The 15,817-nt window shown below is 65.0% G+C and carries 12 protein-coding genes; 6 read left to right on the forward strand and 6 right to left on the reverse strand.

Features of this window, described 5'->3' with window-relative positions:
• Positions 1 to 110 precede the first annotated feature (110 nt).
• The 5 genes from HWY37_RS26545 to HWY37_RS26565 are packed head-to-tail and all read left to right on the forward strand — an operon-like array spanning position 111 to position 4,333.
• The gene (locus HWY37_RS26545) at positions 111 to 350 is read left to right on the forward strand and encodes an acyl carrier protein (RefSeq protein ID WP_006226661.1); all 240 of its coding nucleotides are present in this window, start codon (positions 111 to 113) and stop codon (positions 348 to 350) included.
• Entirely contained in the window at positions 328 to 1,515 is a 1,188-nt protein-coding gene (locus tag HWY37_RS26550) for a D-alanyl-lipoteichoic acid biosynthesis protein DltD (RefSeq protein WP_175207743.1), read from the forward strand. Before HWY37_RS26545 ends, HWY37_RS26550 begins: the two co-directional genes overlap by 23 nt.
• The gene (locus HWY37_RS26555; RefSeq protein WP_175207730.1) at positions 1,512 to 1,739 is read left to right on the forward strand and encodes a hypothetical protein; all 228 of its coding nucleotides are present in this window, start codon (positions 1,512 to 1,514) and stop codon (positions 1,737 to 1,739) included. Before HWY37_RS26550 ends, HWY37_RS26555 begins: the two co-directional genes overlap by 4 nt.
• Before the next feature lie 7 nt (positions 1,740 to 1,746).
• Positions 1,747 to 2,874: an MBOAT family O-acyltransferase gene (locus tag HWY37_RS26560; RefSeq protein ID WP_175207744.1), complete on the forward strand. Its 1,128-nt coding sequence runs from the start codon at positions 1,747 to 1,749 to the stop codon at positions 2,872 to 2,874.
• A 16-nt stretch (positions 2,875 to 2,890) separates the two neighbouring features.
• On the forward strand, positions 2,891 to 4,333 hold the full coding sequence (locus HWY37_RS26565; RefSeq protein WP_175207745.1) for a D-alanine--poly(phosphoribitol) ligase: 1,443 nt from the start codon (positions 2,891 to 2,893) through the stop codon (positions 4,331 to 4,333).
• A 38-nt stretch (positions 4,334 to 4,371) separates the two neighbouring features.
• Here HWY37_RS26565 and HWY37_RS26570 read toward each other — a convergent pair whose 3' ends face one another.
• The 5 genes from HWY37_RS26570 to HWY37_RS26590 all read right to left on the reverse strand — a co-directional run bounded on the left by HWY37_RS26570 (position 4,372) and on the right by HWY37_RS26590 (position 14,168).
• Positions 4,372 to 4,932, reverse strand: coding sequence for a YggT family protein (locus HWY37_RS26570; protein WP_175207746.1), 561 nt, complete (start codon positions 4,930 to 4,932; stop codon positions 4,372 to 4,374).
• Positions 4,933 to 5,116: 184 nt separating this feature from the next.
• Positions 5,117 to 5,782, reverse strand: coding sequence for a histone H1-like DNA-binding protein (locus HWY37_RS26575; RefSeq protein WP_175207747.1), 666 nt, complete (start codon positions 5,780 to 5,782; stop codon positions 5,117 to 5,119).
• A gap of 423 nt (positions 5,783 to 6,205) precedes the next feature.
• Positions 6,206 to 7,405, reverse strand: a complete 1,200-nt coding sequence (locus HWY37_RS26580; protein ID WP_088138259.1) for a ribonucleotide-diphosphate reductase subunit beta — start codon at positions 7,403 to 7,405, stop codon at positions 6,206 to 6,208.
• 20 nt (positions 7,406 to 7,425) lie between these two features.
• The gene (locus HWY37_RS26585; RefSeq protein WP_175207748.1) at positions 7,426 to 10,359 is read right to left on the reverse strand and encodes a ribonucleoside-diphosphate reductase subunit alpha; all 2,934 of its coding nucleotides are present in this window, start codon (positions 10,357 to 10,359) and stop codon (positions 7,426 to 7,428) included.
• 302 nt (positions 10,360 to 10,661) lie between these two features.
• Positions 10,662 to 14,168, reverse strand: a complete 3,507-nt coding sequence (locus HWY37_RS26590) for an indolepyruvate ferredoxin oxidoreductase family protein (RefSeq protein ID WP_176090232.1) — start codon at positions 14,166 to 14,168, stop codon at positions 10,662 to 10,664.
• 129 nt (positions 14,169 to 14,297) lie between these two features.
• On the opposite strand from HWY37_RS26590, the gene HWY37_RS26595 reads away from it, so the two are divergent.
• Entirely contained in the window at positions 14,298 to 14,747 is a 450-nt protein-coding gene (locus tag HWY37_RS26595; RefSeq protein ID WP_008159001.1) for an Lrp/AsnC family transcriptional regulator, read from the forward strand.
• A gap of 45 nt (positions 14,748 to 14,792) precedes the next feature.
• On the opposite strand, the gene HWY37_RS26600 is transcribed toward HWY37_RS26595, so the two are convergent.
• Positions 14,793 to 15,758 carry a Bug family tripartite tricarboxylate transporter substrate binding protein gene (locus tag HWY37_RS26600; protein ID WP_175207750.1) on the reverse strand — a complete coding sequence of 322 codons (966 nt, stop codon included), beginning with the start codon at positions 15,756 to 15,758 and terminating at the stop codon, positions 14,793 to 14,795.
• Positions 15,759 to 15,817 lie beyond the last annotated feature (59 nt).

A 15,817-nucleotide genomic window follows, 5' to 3' on the forward strand; every position in this document is an offset into this window, starting at 1 on the left:
GGAAGGCTGAAGTTCAGTCCGGTTTCAGCTGTTTATTTGTATTCTCATCGTCCTGGAATCCCGGGGCGGGGGATGTCAGGCCGATCAGGCAAAGCAACACCGCACTATCTATGCATACCGAGCAAGAACTCCACACCAAGATCGGCGAGATCGTCGAGTCGATCGTCATGAAGAAAGTCACCCCCGACACCCAGTTGATTGCCACCGGCCTGGTCGATTCGCTCGCCGCCGTGGACATCACGCTGGCGGTCGAGTCGGAGTACGGTTGCAGCATCCCGGCTCCCGAGATCGCGGAGCATCTGCAGTCGGTCCGCACGCTTGCCGGCTATGTCGCTGCCCATACTTCGTAATACCCGGTTGTTGTCTCACGTCGCGGCTGCCGCGACGGCGGTGGCCCTGGCGATAGGCGCGTATTGCGGCGCGGACGATGTGCTCAGCCGCATCGTGAACCCGCTGTCGGCGCCGTCGGCGGCCGCGGCCGCCAAGAGCAACTACCTGCCCAACCTGGGCCCGGACTGGGGCACCCAGCACGTCAACCTGAATCGCCTGGGCAACGCCCTGAGCGACGGGACGCTGGTCGTGCTCGGCTCTTCCGAACTGTCCAGCCATGACCTGCGTTTCGTTCCCTACCGCTTCTTCCCCGAAGAGCTGAAGGTGCCGACGCTGGCCTATGGCCACGCCATGTTCCAGTCCTACGGCATCGTCAGCGTGCTGGAGTCGGTGGCGGATTCGCTCACGCCCAACACGCGTCTGGTGATCATGCTGTCGCCGGCCTGGTTCGCGTCCGGCGGCCAGCTGCCGCGCAGCGCGTTCGCCGAACACGTTACCGGCCCGGTCTGGGACCGGCTGTGGGACCAGCCCAGCACGCGCGAGCAGATGCAGACGTGGATCAGCGACAACGCCAACTGGGGCTTGCTGTGGCTCATCGCCAACGGCCAAGTGGCGGAGCTGAAGGACAAGCTGTCGCTGTGGTGGCACGCGCGCAAGGAACCGGCGCCCGACCGGCCGCGCAGCAAGCTGTCCGTGCCGGCGCACCGCTATGTGTCGTGGCCTTCGGCCGCGCGGCTCGACCAGGGGCAGTGGGGAAACCTGACGCATCAGGCACGCGAGGTCGAGCATGATCTGGGGGGCCACAATCCCTACGACGTGCGCGACGATTACTACAAGCAGTACCTGGCGCCGCTGTATTCGCCGGCCCGCAACGAGTTCGCCGACGTCGACCCCATCACGCGCACCGAACTCGGCGATCTGTCGCGCGTCATGGCCTTGCTGCAGAAGCGCAAGGTCCACGCGTATTTCGTCATCCAGCCCTTCAATCCCAAGCTCATCCTGGACGTGGAGCGCTTCGACCCGGTGGTGGCTGCCATCACGGGCATGTGCACGCGTTACCAGATGGGTTGCCTGGATCTCTACAGCATCCCGTTCGAACCGGGCATGCTGCGCGACGACATGCACTTGGCCGAACTGGGCTGGGCCATGGCCGACCAAGGCATTGCGGAGTACTTTTCCCGATGAGCAAGATTCTTCCCGCGGCCGAGGCCGCCAGCGTGGCCGCGCCCGAGGCCGGCCGCGCCGACGAAGGGCAGGCGTCCCGCAAGGCCGCTGTCGCCTGGGGGCGCCGCTTTTTCTGGCACCTGTGCCTGTATATCGGAGTGATCCTGGTGTTCGTGCTGCAGGCGCAGCCCACCACGGGCAGCGGCGGACCGATAAAGGTCGAATTCCAGTACCAACAGTTCTGAGCCCGGCATGGAATTGTTCGCAAGCTTGAGCTTCTTCGGCGGCGCCCTGTTCGGCGGCCTGGGCCTGTTGGCCTATCGCTCCTTCGGCATGCCGTTCCGTATCGGATACCGCCACATCATCGGCGTGATCTGCCTGGGCGTCTGGATGGCGGTGTTCTGGGCGCGTCCTTATCAACCCATCGCGCTGCTGGCCATCTCGGGCAGCGCGCTGTGGGCGGTGCGGCGCAACTACATCCCGACCTGGCTGGCCGTGATCATCACCATGACGCCGCTGCTGCTGGTGAAGACGGGCATCTCGCACCTGGGCGCCATGCTGGGACTGTCCTTCGCCACATTCCGCGCCATCGACGTGCTGCTGTTCGCGCAGCGCAATGAGCGCGTGTCGCCGCTGGACTACTTCATCTACCTGTTCTTCCCGCTGACGCTGCTGGCTGGCCCGATGTACCGCTGGCGCAACTTCCAGGCTGATCTCAAGCGCGGCTACGAAGGCGTGAACCTGAACACTTGGCTCAGCGGCTTCGAACTCATCATGCTGGGCGTCATCCAGAAGTTCGGCCTGGCCGAGTTGGTCTGGCGCTATGGCCTGGCGACCTTGGACGCGCACGACTACTCGTTCACCGGCGTGGCGCTCAACGCCTCGCTCTACAGCGCCTACCTGTTCTTCGACTTCGCTGGCTATTCGACGATGGCGATCGGCATCGGCATGCTGTTCGGCTTCACCTTGCCGATCAACTTCCGCAATCCCCTGGCCACGCTCAATCCGCAGGATTTCTGGCGCCGCTGGCACATCAGCCTGTCGGAATGGCTGCGCGACGTGGTGTTCATGCCCATCTACAAGGCGCTGAGCAAGACCAAGTTCTTTGGACGCCACCGCATGGCGGCGCAGAACATCGGCATCTTCGCGACCTTGCTGGCCATGGGCGTCTGGAATGGCCTGTCGCTGCACTACATCGTCAGCGGCCTGATGTTCGGCGCGTACTCGGTGGGCCACAACCTGCTGATCAACGCCGCGCGTACCCGGCCGGCCTTGCAGGCCGCGCTGGCGCAACCCGTCATGCGCTTTCTTGGGCGCGTGCTCACCCTGATTCTTGCTGCGCTGGCGCTCTACGTATTCAGCGGCCGCAGCCCCATCTGACGCCGGGAGTTTCGGCATGCGTTTCGATCTGAAGTCTTTCCAGTTCACCGACTGCGAGCGCGCGCCCGATGCGCCCGCCGTCGTCGCCGCCGACCGCAGCCTGAGCTGGTCGCAATTGCGCGCCGAAGCCGGCGCCTGGGCCGACGAGGCGCGCCGGCATGGCGCGGCGCCGGACGTGCCGGTGGCCATCTATGGCCACAAGGAAGCCTCGTTCTTCGTCGCCATGGTCGGGGCTTTGCTGATCGGCGCGCCGTTCGTGCCGGTCGACACCATTTATCCGGAAGAACGCCTGCGCCGCATCGTCGAGATCGTGCGTCCGGCCGCCGTTTATGACGCCGCCGCCGGCGCCTTCACGCCGGGCGAGGGCGCTGAGCTGGCCGAGCGCGGCCTGGCCTACGTGATGTTCACGTCCGGCAGCACGGGCGATCCGAAGGGCGTGCAGATCGGCCGTGAAAGCGTCGGCCTGCTGGGCGACTGGATGCTCGGCAGCTTCGGCCTGGGCGATGCGCCCGTGTTCATGAACCAGGCGCCGTTCAGCTTCGATCTGTCCATGTACGAAGTATTCGCCACGCTGGCCGCGGGCGGCTGCTGCGTGCTGAATGCACGCGAGCAGATCGCGGCGGCGGGCACCTGGATGGCCCGGCTGGCGGCGCACGGCGTGACGGCATGGGTGTCCACGCCGTCGTTCGCGCACCAGCAGCTGGCCAACCGCGACTTCTCGCCGGCTGCCTTGCCGACGTTGCGCACCTTCCTGTTCTGCGGCGAGCCCCTGCCGTCGGCCCTGGCCAAAAAGCTGCGCCAACGCTTCCCGGACGCGGTCATCCTGAACACCTACGGCCCGACGGAAGCGACCGTGGCGACCACCTGGATCGAAGTCACCGACGCCGTGCTGGCTGCGCACGATCCGCTGCCGGTGGGGCATGCCAAGCCCGACAGCGTGCTGATCGTGGATGAGGGCGAGATCTGCATCGTGGGCGACCACGTCATGCGCGGCTATCTGAACCGGCCCGACCTGAACGAAGCCAAGCTCTATACCTATGCCGACGGCCGCCGCGCGTTCCGCACCGGCGACCTGGGCCAGATGGAGGGCGACGGCCTGCTGTTCTGCCGCGGCCGCATGGACGACCAGATCAAGCTGAACGGCTATCGCATCGAGCTGGCCGAGATCGACGAAGCGCTGCATGGCCTGCCTGGCGTGGAGGGCGGCGCTTGCGCGGTGCTGCGCAGGCCGGACGGCACGGCGGTGCGTTTGATCGGCTTCGTGGCGGGAGTGGGGGAGCAGGCGGCGCACATTTTGGCGCCGGACGCGCTGTCGGGTTGGAAGGATCGGCTGGCCCAGCGCCTGCCGCCTTACATGGTGCCGTCCGAACTGGTGGCCTGCCCAGCGCTGCCCATGTCGAACAACCACAAGATCGACCGCAAGAAGCTGGTCGAGATCTACGCCGGCATTCCGGCGTAGTCCTTCAAAGGGCGGGGCGCGCGGCCCCGCCGTCTACCTTATAGACCCATCATGCGCTGGCTGACATTGGCCAGCACCATCAGCACCACTTGCGCCACGACCAGCAGCACCAGTGGCGAGAAATCGATCGCGGTGCGCGGCAGCAGGCGGCGGATGGGATCCAGCATGGGCGCGGTCAAGGCCTGCAGCAGCGGCATCATGGGCGCCATCGGGTTGACCCACGACAGCACGGCCTGGATCAGCGTCAGCCACACCACCAGGTTCAGCGCCCATTTGATGGCCAGGATCAGGGCCGAGCCCATGGCTTTGGGCAGGTATTCCACCGGAATCAGCGCGCCGATCGCGAGCAGCCACACCAGCACCAGATAGACCAGCGCGGAGAGCCAGGCGGCGACCAGGCTGGTCCAGTCGATCTTGTTGCTGGCGGGGATGATTTTGCGCAGCGGCATCACCAGCCAGTTGGTGGCCTGGTAGATGGCGCGGGACAAGGGGTTGAAGGGGTGCAGTCGTATCGCGTGCATCCAGGCGCGGGCAATCAGCGCCGCGCCGAACAGCGTGAACACGATTTCGAGGAGGAAGCGCAAGATATCACCGAGCATGGACACGATCACCCTGAAAAAGAGGAGTCAATTGTCGCACGGCCGGACGCAAAATCGCCTGCGGGGCCGGGGCGGCCTCGACCTCTGGATGAGAGCCTTTCGGCTGAGGGGCGGACAGACGTGAAAAAGCCGCCCGGCCAAGGCCAGGCGGCTCTAGCGAAGCTAAAGCTTCGAACCGTCCTGATTAAGGACGGCCACCCGTCGGGAACGGCCACGACGCGGCGGGGTTCAGCGCGGTCTTCGCGCCCGGGGCGGCAGCCGTGGACGGCGGCGTTACGGGCTTCTTCGGAGCGGCTTTCTTCGCAGCGGGCTTCTTGGCGGCAGCGGCAGGCTTGGCAGCCGGAGCCTTCTTGGCAACAGCCTTCTTGGCGGCAGGCGCCTTCTTGGCTACGGCCTTCTTGGCAACCGCCTTCTTGGCAGCAGGAGCCTTTTTGGCAACGGCCTTCTTGGCTACCGCTTTCTTGGCGACGGCCTTCTTGGCAACTGCCTTCTTGGCTACGGCTTTCTTGGCAACCGCCTTTTTGGCGACGGCCTTCTTGGCAACCGCCTTCTTGGCGACGACCTTCTTGGCTACCGCCTTCTTGGCGACGGCCTTCTTGGCGACGGCTTTCTTGGCAACCGCCTTCTTGGCGACGGCCTTCTTGGCTACTGCCTTCTTGGCGGCGACCTTCTTGACTGCCGGCTTCTTGGCGGCAACCTTCTTCACTGCCGGCTTCTTGGCGGCGACCTTCTTGACGGCTACCTTCTTGACAGCGGCTTTCTTGGCCGGGGCGGCCTTCTTCGCTACTGCCTTCTTGGCGGCGGGTTTTTTCACCGCGGCTTTCTTTACGGCTTTCTTGGCTGTTGCCATGGTCATGCTCCTTAGGTTCAGGGGTCCCAGAACTTAAACCCGTGCCCCGATCCGCCAACAAGGCGCATCGTGCCCGGGCTATTCATCGGCGCATGCCGCTGTTCTGTGCGAGCAACAGCTACTACGGTTTGCGCTAATGAATTCGGCACAGCCATTTGATATGGCCCCCGCTCCTTTGGCGCGAGCCATTTCAAATGGCGCCGGTAGGCGACCTGATCACAGGCCGCCTACCGCTTGTTCTACGTGTTCGATATGCCCCCACGCCGCGCCTTCGGCTTGCTGCCCCCCGAGGGGGTACGTTTTGCCTTGGGGCGGCCTGGCGACAAAACACCCTGACCGGGGAGAGCGTCATCAAGCCTGTCGCGAACGCGACGCTCCTTGCTGCTGGAGCGTGCCCGCGCCGGGCCTGATGACGTACTGCTTTTACTCCCAGCTCAGCGTGCCACCGGTTTGGTATTCGATCACGCGAGTTTCAAAAAAGTTGCGTTCCTTTTTAAGATCGATCATTTCCGCCATCCACGGGAAGGGATTTTCCTCCTGCGGGTACAGCGGTTCGATACCGATTTGCTGGCAACGACGGTTGGCGATGAAGCGCAGATAGGATTTGAACATGGGTGCGTTCAAGCCCAACACGCCGCGCGGCATCGTGTCTTCGGCGTAAGCGTATTCGAGTTCGACCGCTTTGCGGAAGAGTTCTCGAATTTCTTCGCGGAATTCCGGCGTCCACAGATGCGGATTTTCCAGTTTGACGGTGTTGATCAGGTCGATGCCGAAATTGCAGTGCATGGATTCATCGCGCAGGATGTACATGTACTGTTCGGCGGCGCCGGTCATCTTGTTCTGGCGGCCCAGCGCCAGGATCTGCGTGAAGCCAACGTAGAAGAACAGGCCTTCCATCAGGCAAGCGAAGACGATCAGCGACTTCAACAGCGTCTGGTCGGCCTCGGGAGTGCCCGTCTTGAAGTTGGGGTCCGCGATCGCGTCGATGAACGGGATCAGGAACTCGTCCTTGGCGCGGATGGACGGAACTTCGTTGTAAGCGTTGAAGATCTCCGCTTCGTCCAGGTCCAGGCTTTCGACGATGTATTGATAGGCGTGCGTGTGGATCGCTTCTTCAAAGGCCTGGCGCAGCAGGAACTGGCGGCACTCCGGCGCCGTGATGTGGCGGTAGGTGCCCAGCACGATGTTGTTCGCGGCCAGCGAGTCGGCGGTGACGAAGAAACCCAGGTTGCGCTTGACGATGCGGCGCTCGTCCTCGGTGAGCCCGTTGGGGTTCTTCCAGAGGGCGATGTCGCGCGACATGTTGATTTCTTGCGGCATCCAGTGGTTGGCGCAAGTGGCCAGGTACTTTTCCCAAGCCCACTTGTACTTGAACGGCACCAGCTGGTTGACGTCGGTCTCGCCGTTGATGATGCGCTTGTCGGCAACCTTCACGCGTTGCGAGGTGGCGGCGCCGCTGGCGGCCAGGCCTGCCGCGTGTTCAGGCGCGGCGGGCGTGGGCATGGCGGTGTCGCCGAAAACACCGGTCGCCGCCCGGACTGCGGGCGCAGCCTGCCCGCCCGCCGCGGGTGCGGGCGATTGAGCAGGTTGCGTGGCGATGGTGTCGTCTTCCCAATTAATCATGATTCATTCTCCGGAGGCGGTTATTGGCAGGCTTCGCACTCTTCGAAGCCGGGGTCGCCCGGCCGCATGGTGCAAACCGCCCCGAGAACTTCGGGTTCCGGCAAAACAGGTGCAGCAGCGACAGCAGGACCAGCGGACGGCGCGCCCGCCGAGACGGCGTTCAATTCGCCGCCGCGTCCCGTGGACTTCTCGGCGCTGGTGGCGCCCAGGGTACGCAGGTAGTAGGTCGTCTTCAGGCCGCGCTTCCAGGCCAGCTTGTAGGTGTCGTCCAGCTTCTTGCCCGACGCGCCCGACATGTAGATGTTCAGCGACTGTGCTTGATCGATCCACTTCTGGCGGCGCGACGCGCATTCAACCAGCCAGCTCGGTTCGACTTCGAACGCAGTGGCGTAGAGGTCGCGGAGTTCGGAAGGTACGCGATCGATGCGGGACAGGCTGCCGTCGAAGTACTTGAGGTCGGCGACCATGACTTCGTCCCAGAGACCGAGTTTCTTCAGGTCACGCACGAGGTAATCGTTAACGACCGTGAACTCGCCGGAGAGATTCGATTTGACGTACAAGTTCTGGAAAGTGGGTTCGATGCACGCAGATACACCAATGATATTGGAAATAGTCGCGGTTGGGGCGATTGCGATGCAATTGGAGTTGCGCATGCCATGTTGTTTGATGCGCGCGCGCAACGTATCCCAATCGAGCGTGCTCGACTCATCGACTTCAACGTGACCGCCGCGTTCATCGCGCAGCATCTTCAACGTGTCTTGCGGCAAGATGCCACGCGACCACAGCGAGCCTTCATACGATTGATAGCGGCCGCGCTCTTCAGCGAGCAGGCTCGATGCCCAGTACGCGTGATAGCACACGGCTTCCATCGAACGGTCGGCGAATTCAACCGCGGCTTGCGATGCGTAAGGCACGCGCATCATCTGCAGGCAGTCCTGGAAGCCCATGATGCCCATGCCCACCGGACGATGGCGCGCGTTGGAATTGCGGGCCTTGTCGACGGCGTAGTAGTTGATGTCGATCACGTTGTCGAGCATGCGCATGGCGATGCTGACCGTGCGCTTGATCTTGTCGTGGTCGAGTTCGAAACCGCCGCCGGCAGCCGGCTTCATGTGCGCGACCAGGTTCACGGAACCCAGGTTGCACACCGCGATTTCGGATTCGTTGGTGTTCAGCGTGATCTCGGTGCACAGGTTCGAGCTGTGCACGACGCCCACGTGCTGCTGCGGCGAACGGATGTTGCAAGGATCCTTGAACGTGATCCAGGGGTGGCCGGTTTCGAACAGCATCGACAGCATCTTGCGCCACAGGTTCAGCGCCGGCATCTTCTTGAAGAGCTTCAGGTCGCCGCTGGCCACGCGCGCTTCGTAGCCCACGTAGGCTTCTTCAAATTCGCGGCCGTACTTGTCGTGCAGGTCGGGGCAGTCGGACGGCGAGAACAGCGTCCACTCGCCGCCTTCCATGACGCGCTTCATGAACAGGTCGGGAATCCAGTTCGCCGTGTTCATGTCGTGCGTGCGGCGGCGCTCGTCGCCGGTGTTCTTGCGCAGTTCCAGGAATTCTTCGATGTCCAGGTGCCACGATTCCAGGTACGTGCAGACTGCGCCCTTGCGCTTGCCGCCCTGGTTGACCGCGACGGCGGTGTCGTTGACGACCTTCAGGAACGGCACGACGCCCTGGCTTTCGCCGTTGGTGCCCTTGATGTGGCTGCGCAGCGCGCGCACCGGGGTCCAGTCGTTGCCCAGGCCGCCGGCGTACTTGGCCAGCAGCGCGTTTTCCTTGATGGCGTCGTAGATGCCTTCCAGGTCGTCGGAGACGGTGGTGAGGTAGCACGACGACAGTTGCGAGTGCAGGGTGCCCGAGTTGAACAGCGTGGGCGTCGAGCTCATGAAGTCGAACGAGGACAGGATCTCGTAGAACTCGATGGCGCGGGCTTCGCGGTCGGTTTCGCGCAGCGCCAGGCCCATGGCCACGCGCATGAAGAACACTTGCGGCAGCTCGATGCGGGTGCCGCGGATGTGCAGGAAGTAGCGGTCGTACAGGGTCTGCAGGCCGAGGTAGCCGAACTGCAGGTCGCGCTTGGCGTTCAGGGCGTGGCCCAGCTTGGTCAGGTCATAGCTGGCCAGGTCGGGCGACAGCAGGCCGCCTTCGATGCCGCGGGCGATGAAGGTGGGGAAGTATTCGGCGTAGCGGGTGGCCATGCCGTCTTGCGAGACTTCCTCGCCCAGCACTTCCTTGCGGATCGTGTGCAGCAGCAGACGGGCGGTGACCTGGCTGTAGGCCGGGTCCTTTTCGACTAGCGCGCGCGCGGACAGGATGGCGGACTTGAACACTTCGTCGACGGGGATGCCGTCGTACAGGTTCTTGACCGTTTCCTTCAGGATCGCTTCCGTGTCGATGAATTCAGCCAGGCCTTCGCCAGCGGCGACGATCGTGGCGCGCAGTTCGGCGAGGTCCAGCGGACGGCGCACGCCGGCATCGGTCACGTTCAGCACGTGTTCCTGCGGCGCGGCGGCCTTCTCCTGGCTGTCGGCGGCGGCAGCAGCGGCGGCCGCGCGTTCCTGCGTGCGCTTTTCGCGGTACAGCACGTAGGCGCGGGCGACGTCGTGTTCGCCCGAGCGCATCAGGGCCAGTTCGACCTGGTCCTGGATGTCTTCAATATGGAAGGTGCCGCCGTTGGGGCGGTTGCGCACCAGCGCGTTGACGGCCTGGCCGGTCAGGTTCTCGACCAGCTCGCGCACGCGCGCGGAGGCCGCGCCCTGTCCGCCGTTCACGGCCAGGAAGGCCTTGGTCATGGCGATGGCGATCTTGTTGGGTTCGAACCCGACCACCGAGCCATTGCGGCGAATGATGTTGTAGCTGGCCCATTGCCCGCCATTGGCGTCGGCAGGGGAGTCGGTTTGCGAGGGCGGCACGGCCGTAGGCCGGGTCACAGAGGCGATCGTAGTCTGCATGGAAGCTCCTGTGCGAAAAGCGCGTAGATAGCGACATGACGACGTCATGTCAGGTACGAAATCGGTTCTTTTGAGGGGGTCGTAACGCTAGGACGGGTTAGTCCAAAAGGCGTGGCCGACGGGAATCAGCGCTTAGGCGACCACAACATATAGTGTAGCACCCCTCGTTGGACACTAATTCTAGTGATCGTGTACGACAGGGACAAGAAAAAAATAAGACGAAGTTCACAAAAGGTTGTTACCAAATGCACTAGGCGCGCCCAGCAAGGCGCGCCTAGGACGGTGCCGCTCAGAGCGAATGTTTATGCGGTTTTCCGCAGGGGCATATCGCGCGGGGCAGGCGCCGTATAGCTTTGCATCAAGCGGCCCAACTCCGTCCGATACTTCTCGACGTTTGCAGCCTTCACGTGACCGAAGCCGCGTATGGTTTCTGCAAGGCCGGCGATTGTAGCCGCTTGGGCAAGCTTGTCCCGGTTCAACCCTGCCAGCAACTGGTCTATGGTCTGGCGGTACTCGCGCACCAGCGTCCGCTCCATTTTGCGTTCGGCGGTGTGGCCGAAGGGATCGAACCAGGTGCCGCGCAAGCCCTTCATGCGGGCCAGCACTTTCAGCGCCGTCATGGTGCGCGGCCCCAGCGTCATCTTGCGCGGCACGCCGGTGCGCGGATCCTTGCGGGCGAAGATGGGCGGCGCCATGTGGAAGCGCAGGCTGTAGTCGCCTTCGAACTGGCCCTTCAATTGCGCCTGGAAGGATTCGCCGGTGTAGAGCCGCGCCACTTCGTACTCGTCCTTGTAGGCCATGAGCTTGAAGAGGCCGCGCGCCACCGCCAGCGCCAGGCGCGGGGTCTTGGCCTCGGGCGCCAGTTCGCGCTCGCGCGCCGCGACGGCTTCGACCACGTCCTGGTACTGGCGGGCGTAGTCGGCGTTTTGATAGGCGGTCAGGTCCTCGACGCGGCGGGCGACGGCGCGCTCGAACGATTCTGGCACGTGCAATTGCACGACCTGGGCGCGCGGCCGCAGCGCGCCTTCCAGCGCGTCGGGCTGGTGCGCCGCCAGGCGGCCGCTGTCGAAGGCGGCACGGTTGGCGGCCACCGCCACGCCGTTGAGTTCGATGGCGCGGTTGATGGCGGCTTGCGACAGCGGCACGCCGCCGCGCTGCCAGGCATAGCCCAGCATGAACATATTGGACAGGATGCTGTCGCCGAACAGGGCCAGCGCGGCTTCGTGCGCGTCGATGGCGGCGGTATTGGCGTCGCCCGCCGCGTGGCGGATCTTGGCCAGCAGCGCTTCGGGGCGCATGGCGGCGTCCGGGTTGCGCGTGAAGTCGGAGACCGGCGCGACATAGCTGTTGACCGTGACCTGGGTGTGGCCGCGGCGCAGCGCGCCCAGCGAATCCGGCGCCACGGAGGCGACCGGGTCGCACAGGATCGCGGCGTCGGCCTGCTGCCAGTCCAGGCGCACCGGACCGGCAGGCGCGCCAGCCGGCGCCAGGCGGATGTGGCTGACCACCGTGCCGCCTTTCTGCGCCAGGCCGGTCAGGTCGAGCACGGCGGCGGACAGGCCTTCCAGGTGCGCCGCCATCGACACGATGGCGCCGATGGTGATGACGCCGGTGCCGCCCATGCCCGCCACCAGCAGGCGGTAGGGATGGTCCAGCGTCGGCGTGGCCGGCGCGGGCAATTGCGCGATCAGTTGCTGCAGGCGTTCCTGGTCGGCCTTGGGCGCCGCACTCTTCCTGGGCTTGCCGCCCATGACCGAGACGAAGCTGGGGCAGAAGCCTTCGGCGCAGGAGTAGTCCTTGTTGCAGCTGGACTGGTCGATGGCGCGCTTGCGGCCATAAGGCGTTTCCAGCGGCACCACCGACAGGCAGTTCGATTGCACGCCGCAGTCGCCGCAGCCTTCGCAGACCGCGCTGTTGATCAGCATGCGGCGCGCCGGGTCGGGGTATTGGTTCTTCTTGCGGCGGCGGCGCTTTTCGGCGGCGCAGGTCTGGTCATGGATCAGCACGGTCACGCCGGGGATCTCGCGCAGTTCGCGCTGCAGCGCGTCCAGTTCGCGGCGGTGGTGCACCTTGATGCCGGCGCCCAGGTCCACGCCCTGATACTTTTCGGGCTCGTCGGTGGTGACGACGATGCGGGCCACGTTCTCGCCGCGCAATTGCTGGCAGATGCCGGGCACCGAGATCGGGCCGTCGATGGGCTGGCCGCCCGTCATGGCCGTGGCATCGTTGAACAGGATCTTGTAGGTGATGTTGGCCTTGGCCGCGACGGCCTGGCGGATGGCCAGATAGCCCGAGTGGTAGTAGGTGCCTTCTCCCATGTTCTGGAAGATGTGCGGCATCTTGGTGTAGCGGGACAAGCCGATCCAGTCGACGCCTTCGCCGCCCATCTGGGTCAGGCCGCCGGTGTCGCGGTCCATCCAGGCGGCCATGTAGTGGCAGCCCACGCCCGACAGCGCCTGGCTGCCTTCGGGCACCTTGGTCGAGGTGCTGTGGGGACAGCCCGAACAGAAGTAGGGGCGGCGGCGCATGCCGTCGGCGTCATTGGACAGCGGGGCCTGGCAGTCGAAGGCGGACAGGTCCGCGGCCAGCGGCAGGCCGGCGGCGCGCCGCAGCCAGGCGGCCAGCGGCTGCGCCAGCAGGGACGGGCGCAGCTGGCCGGCCGAGGGCACCAGCGCTTCGCCGTCGTAGCCCTTCTTGCCGATGACGGTGGGGCGGTCCGGCAGGTTGAACAGCAGGTCCTTGATCTGGCTTTCGACCACCGCGCCCTTTTCCTCGATCACCAGGATGTGCGACAGGCCGCGCGCGAAGTCCAGCAGGCGTTCGGCGTCCAGCGGCCAGGTCAGGCCGGGCTTGTAGATGCGCACCGGCGCGTTGGCGGTGACGGTGTCCACGCCCAGCCGCGACAGCGCTTCCATGGCGTCCAGATGCGCCTTGCCCACCGTGACGATGCCCACGGTCGCCTTGGGCGCCGGACAGGCCAGGCGGTCGATGCTGTGGCGGCGCGCGAACGCGGCCACGGCCTTCATGCGCAGGTTCATGCGCGTTTCGATCGCCAGCGACAGGAATTCGCGCGCGGAGTATTCCAGCGATTCCGCCGGCATGTCCGGATCGGCGGGCATGTCGTAGCGCTGCGCGGCAGCGGGGACGAAGGAGTGCCCGCACTCGATGGTTTCGGACACGGCCTTGAAGGCAACCCAGGTGCCCGAGTGGCGCGACAGGGCCCAGCCCCACAGCGCGAAGGTCTCGTATTCGTCGATGGAGGCGGGATGCACGATGGGCATCTGCCAGCCGATCAGCGAGGCTTCGCTGGCGTGCGGGATCGAGGACGACACGGCGGTGTGGTCGTCGCCCACCACCACCAGCACGCCGCCGTTGCGCGATGCGCCCGCGGCGTTGCCGTGATGCAGCGCGTCGCCGGCGCGGTCCACCCCCGGACCCTTGCCGTACCACATGGCGTAGACGCCATCGACGTTGCGGTCGGCGCGCACGCCGGCCTGCTGCGTGCCCATGACGGCGGTGGCCGCCATGTCTTCATTGATGGCGGGCAGGAAGGTGATCTGGTTGGCGTCCAGGGCCTTTTGCGCCTTCCACATGGCCATGTCCACGCCGCCCAGCGGCGAGCCGCGGTAGCCCGACACGAAGCCGGCCGTGTTCAGGCCGCGCTCGCGGTCCATCCGGGCCTGGGTCAGCATGATGCGCACCAGCGCCTGGGTGCCGGTGAGGAAGATGCGGCCCGAAGTGCGGGTGAGGTTGTCGGCCAGCTGGTACTCGAGGTCCAGCTGGGGTTCGGCGGCGGGGGTACCGTCCATGGTGAATGCTCCTGGTTTCGGCACCATGATAGGTTCGCGAGCCATCAGGTTTATTGCGTTTTTGGATCGTGCTATCCCTATAATTCGCAATGAACGTTTCGTGTTCGACAAAAACCAGGAGACTAAGCAATGGACAAGACCGATATCGGCATCCTCAAGGCCTTGCAGGAGGACGGCCGGGCCTCGGCGCAGCAGCTTTCAGAGAAGGTCGGCCTGTCGGCCGCGCCGGTGTGGCGGCGGGTGAAGGCGATGGAAGCCAGCGGGGTGATCCAGGGCTATAGCGCCCAGGTGGACCGCAGCAAGGTGGGGCTGGGCTGCATGTTCGCGCAGATCAGCCTGGAGCGACATTCCGCCAATACGGTCGAAAACTTCGAGCGCTCGGTGCGCGACGCGCCCGAAATCCTGGAGTGCTACGCGGTCACGGGGGATTCGGACTTCCTGCTGAAGATCCTGGTCGAAAGCCCCGAAGCCTACGACCGGTTCCTGCACCGCTTCCTTTTCAACATGCCGGGCATCCGCCAGACGCGCACCATCGTCGCGCTGCGCGAGATCAAGCACGAACAGCGCCTGCCGCTGTAGGCGCGCGGGCCCTCTCTATATATAGATATAGGGAGGGCAGCCGTTTTATTGGGGTTGGATGCCCGAAATGCGGATCCACTCCTTCCAGCGCGCCGTGTCTTCCTTCACGAAGGCGTCGAAGCGCGCCACGTCCATCGTTTCCGGCGTCAGGCCCAGGGCGCGCAGCTTGTTCGCGGTGGCCTCGTCCTTGACCGCCGCCTGCATGTGGGCATTCATCTTTTCCACGATGTCCTGCGGCGTGCCCGCCGGGGCCGACAGGCCCAGCCAGCCGGCGACGATGAAATCCGGGTAGTAGGTGCTCATGGTCGGCACGCTGGGCCAGGCCGGCTGCGGCTGCGCGCCGGTGACGGCGATGGGGACCAGTCCCTTGCCGTCGATCTGGCCCATGGCGGTCAGGTAGTCCACGAAGGCGAAGTTGATCTGCTTGCCGCGCAGGTCGGTGATGATCTGCGTGATGTTCTTGTAGGCCGCGCCGGTGATCTCGATGCCGGCGCGCTGCTTCAGCAGTTCGGACGGCACTTGCGAGGATGAGCTGTAGTAGCCGAAGAAGACCTTGCCGGGATGCTGCTTGGCGTAGTCCACCAGCTCGGGCACGGTGCGGTACGGGCTGTCCGGCGCGACCACGCCGACGGTGCCGAAGGTGCCCAGCATGCCGACCTGGCGGAAATCCTTTTGCGCGTCGTAGGGCAGGCTCTTGTAGAGGAACTGGTTGGCGGAGTGGGTGGAGTTGGTGGACAGCAGGAAGGTGTAGCCGTCCGCCGCCGCGTTCCTGGCGGCGTTGGTGCCGACGATGCCGCCCGCGCCGGGGCGATCTTCGACGATCACCGTCTGGCCGGTCTTCTCGCCCAGGTACTGGGCCAGGGTGCGCGCGGTCAGGTCGGCGGCGCCGCCCGCGGCCGACGGCACGATGAGGGTCACGGGTTTCTCGGGCCAGCCCGCGGCATGCGAGGCGGCGGCCAGCAGCAGGCCGGCGCCGATCAGGGCGGGACGAAGAGAGCGGGGAATGGACATGGTTGTCTCCTGGTTGCGCTGGGGCGCGTCGTTGTCGTTGTTGTCGTGGGTATTCGAGG

Source organism: Achromobacter anxifer, assembly GCF_903652925.1.
Taxonomy (GTDB): domain Bacteria; phylum Pseudomonadota; class Gammaproteobacteria; order Burkholderiales; family Burkholderiaceae_B; genus Achromobacter; species Achromobacter anxifer.

Bases quoted from the DNA above. Each gene is read 5' to 3' on its own strand.
- HWY37_RS26545 (WP_006226661.1), top strand. From the start codon at position 111: ATGCATACCGAGCAAGAACTCCACACCAAGATCGGCGAGATCGTCGAG.
- HWY37_RS26550 (WP_175207743.1), top strand. From the start codon at position 328: ATGTCGCTGCCCATACTTCGTAATACCCGGTTGTTGTCTCACGTCGCG.
- HWY37_RS26555 (WP_175207730.1), top strand. From the start codon at position 1,512: ATGAGCAAGATTCTTCCCGCGGCCGAGGCCGCCAGCGTGGCCGCGCCC.
- HWY37_RS26560 (WP_175207744.1), top strand. From the start codon at position 1,747: ATGGAATTGTTCGCAAGCTTGAGCTTCTTCGGCGGCGCCCTGTTCGGC.
- HWY37_RS26565 (WP_175207745.1), top strand. From the start codon at position 2,891: ATGCGTTTCGATCTGAAGTCTTTCCAGTTCACCGACTGCGAGCGCGCG.
- HWY37_RS26570 (WP_175207746.1), bottom strand. From the start codon at position 4,932: ATGCTCGGTGATATCTTGCGCTTCCTCCTCGAAATCGTGTTCACGCTG.
- HWY37_RS26575 (WP_175207747.1), bottom strand. From the start codon at position 5,782: ATGGCAACAGCCAAGAAAGCCGTAAAGAAAGCCGCGGTGAAAAAACCC.
- HWY37_RS26580 (WP_088138259.1), bottom strand. From the start codon at position 7,405: ATGATTAATTGGGAAGACGACACCATCGCCACGCAACCTGCTCAATCG.
- HWY37_RS26585 (WP_175207748.1), bottom strand. From the start codon at position 10,359: ATGCAGACTACGATCGCCTCTGTGACCCGGCCTACGGCCGTGCCGCCC.
- HWY37_RS26590 (WP_176090232.1), bottom strand. From the start codon at position 14,168: ATGGACGGTACCCCCGCCGCCGAACCCCAGCTGGACCTCGAGTACCAG.
- HWY37_RS26595 (WP_008159001.1), top strand. From the start codon at position 14,298: ATGGACAAGACCGATATCGGCATCCTCAAGGCCTTGCAGGAGGACGGC.
- HWY37_RS26600 (WP_175207750.1), bottom strand. From the start codon at position 15,758: ATGTCCATTCCCCGCTCTCTTCGTCCCGCCCTGATCGGCGCCGGCCTG.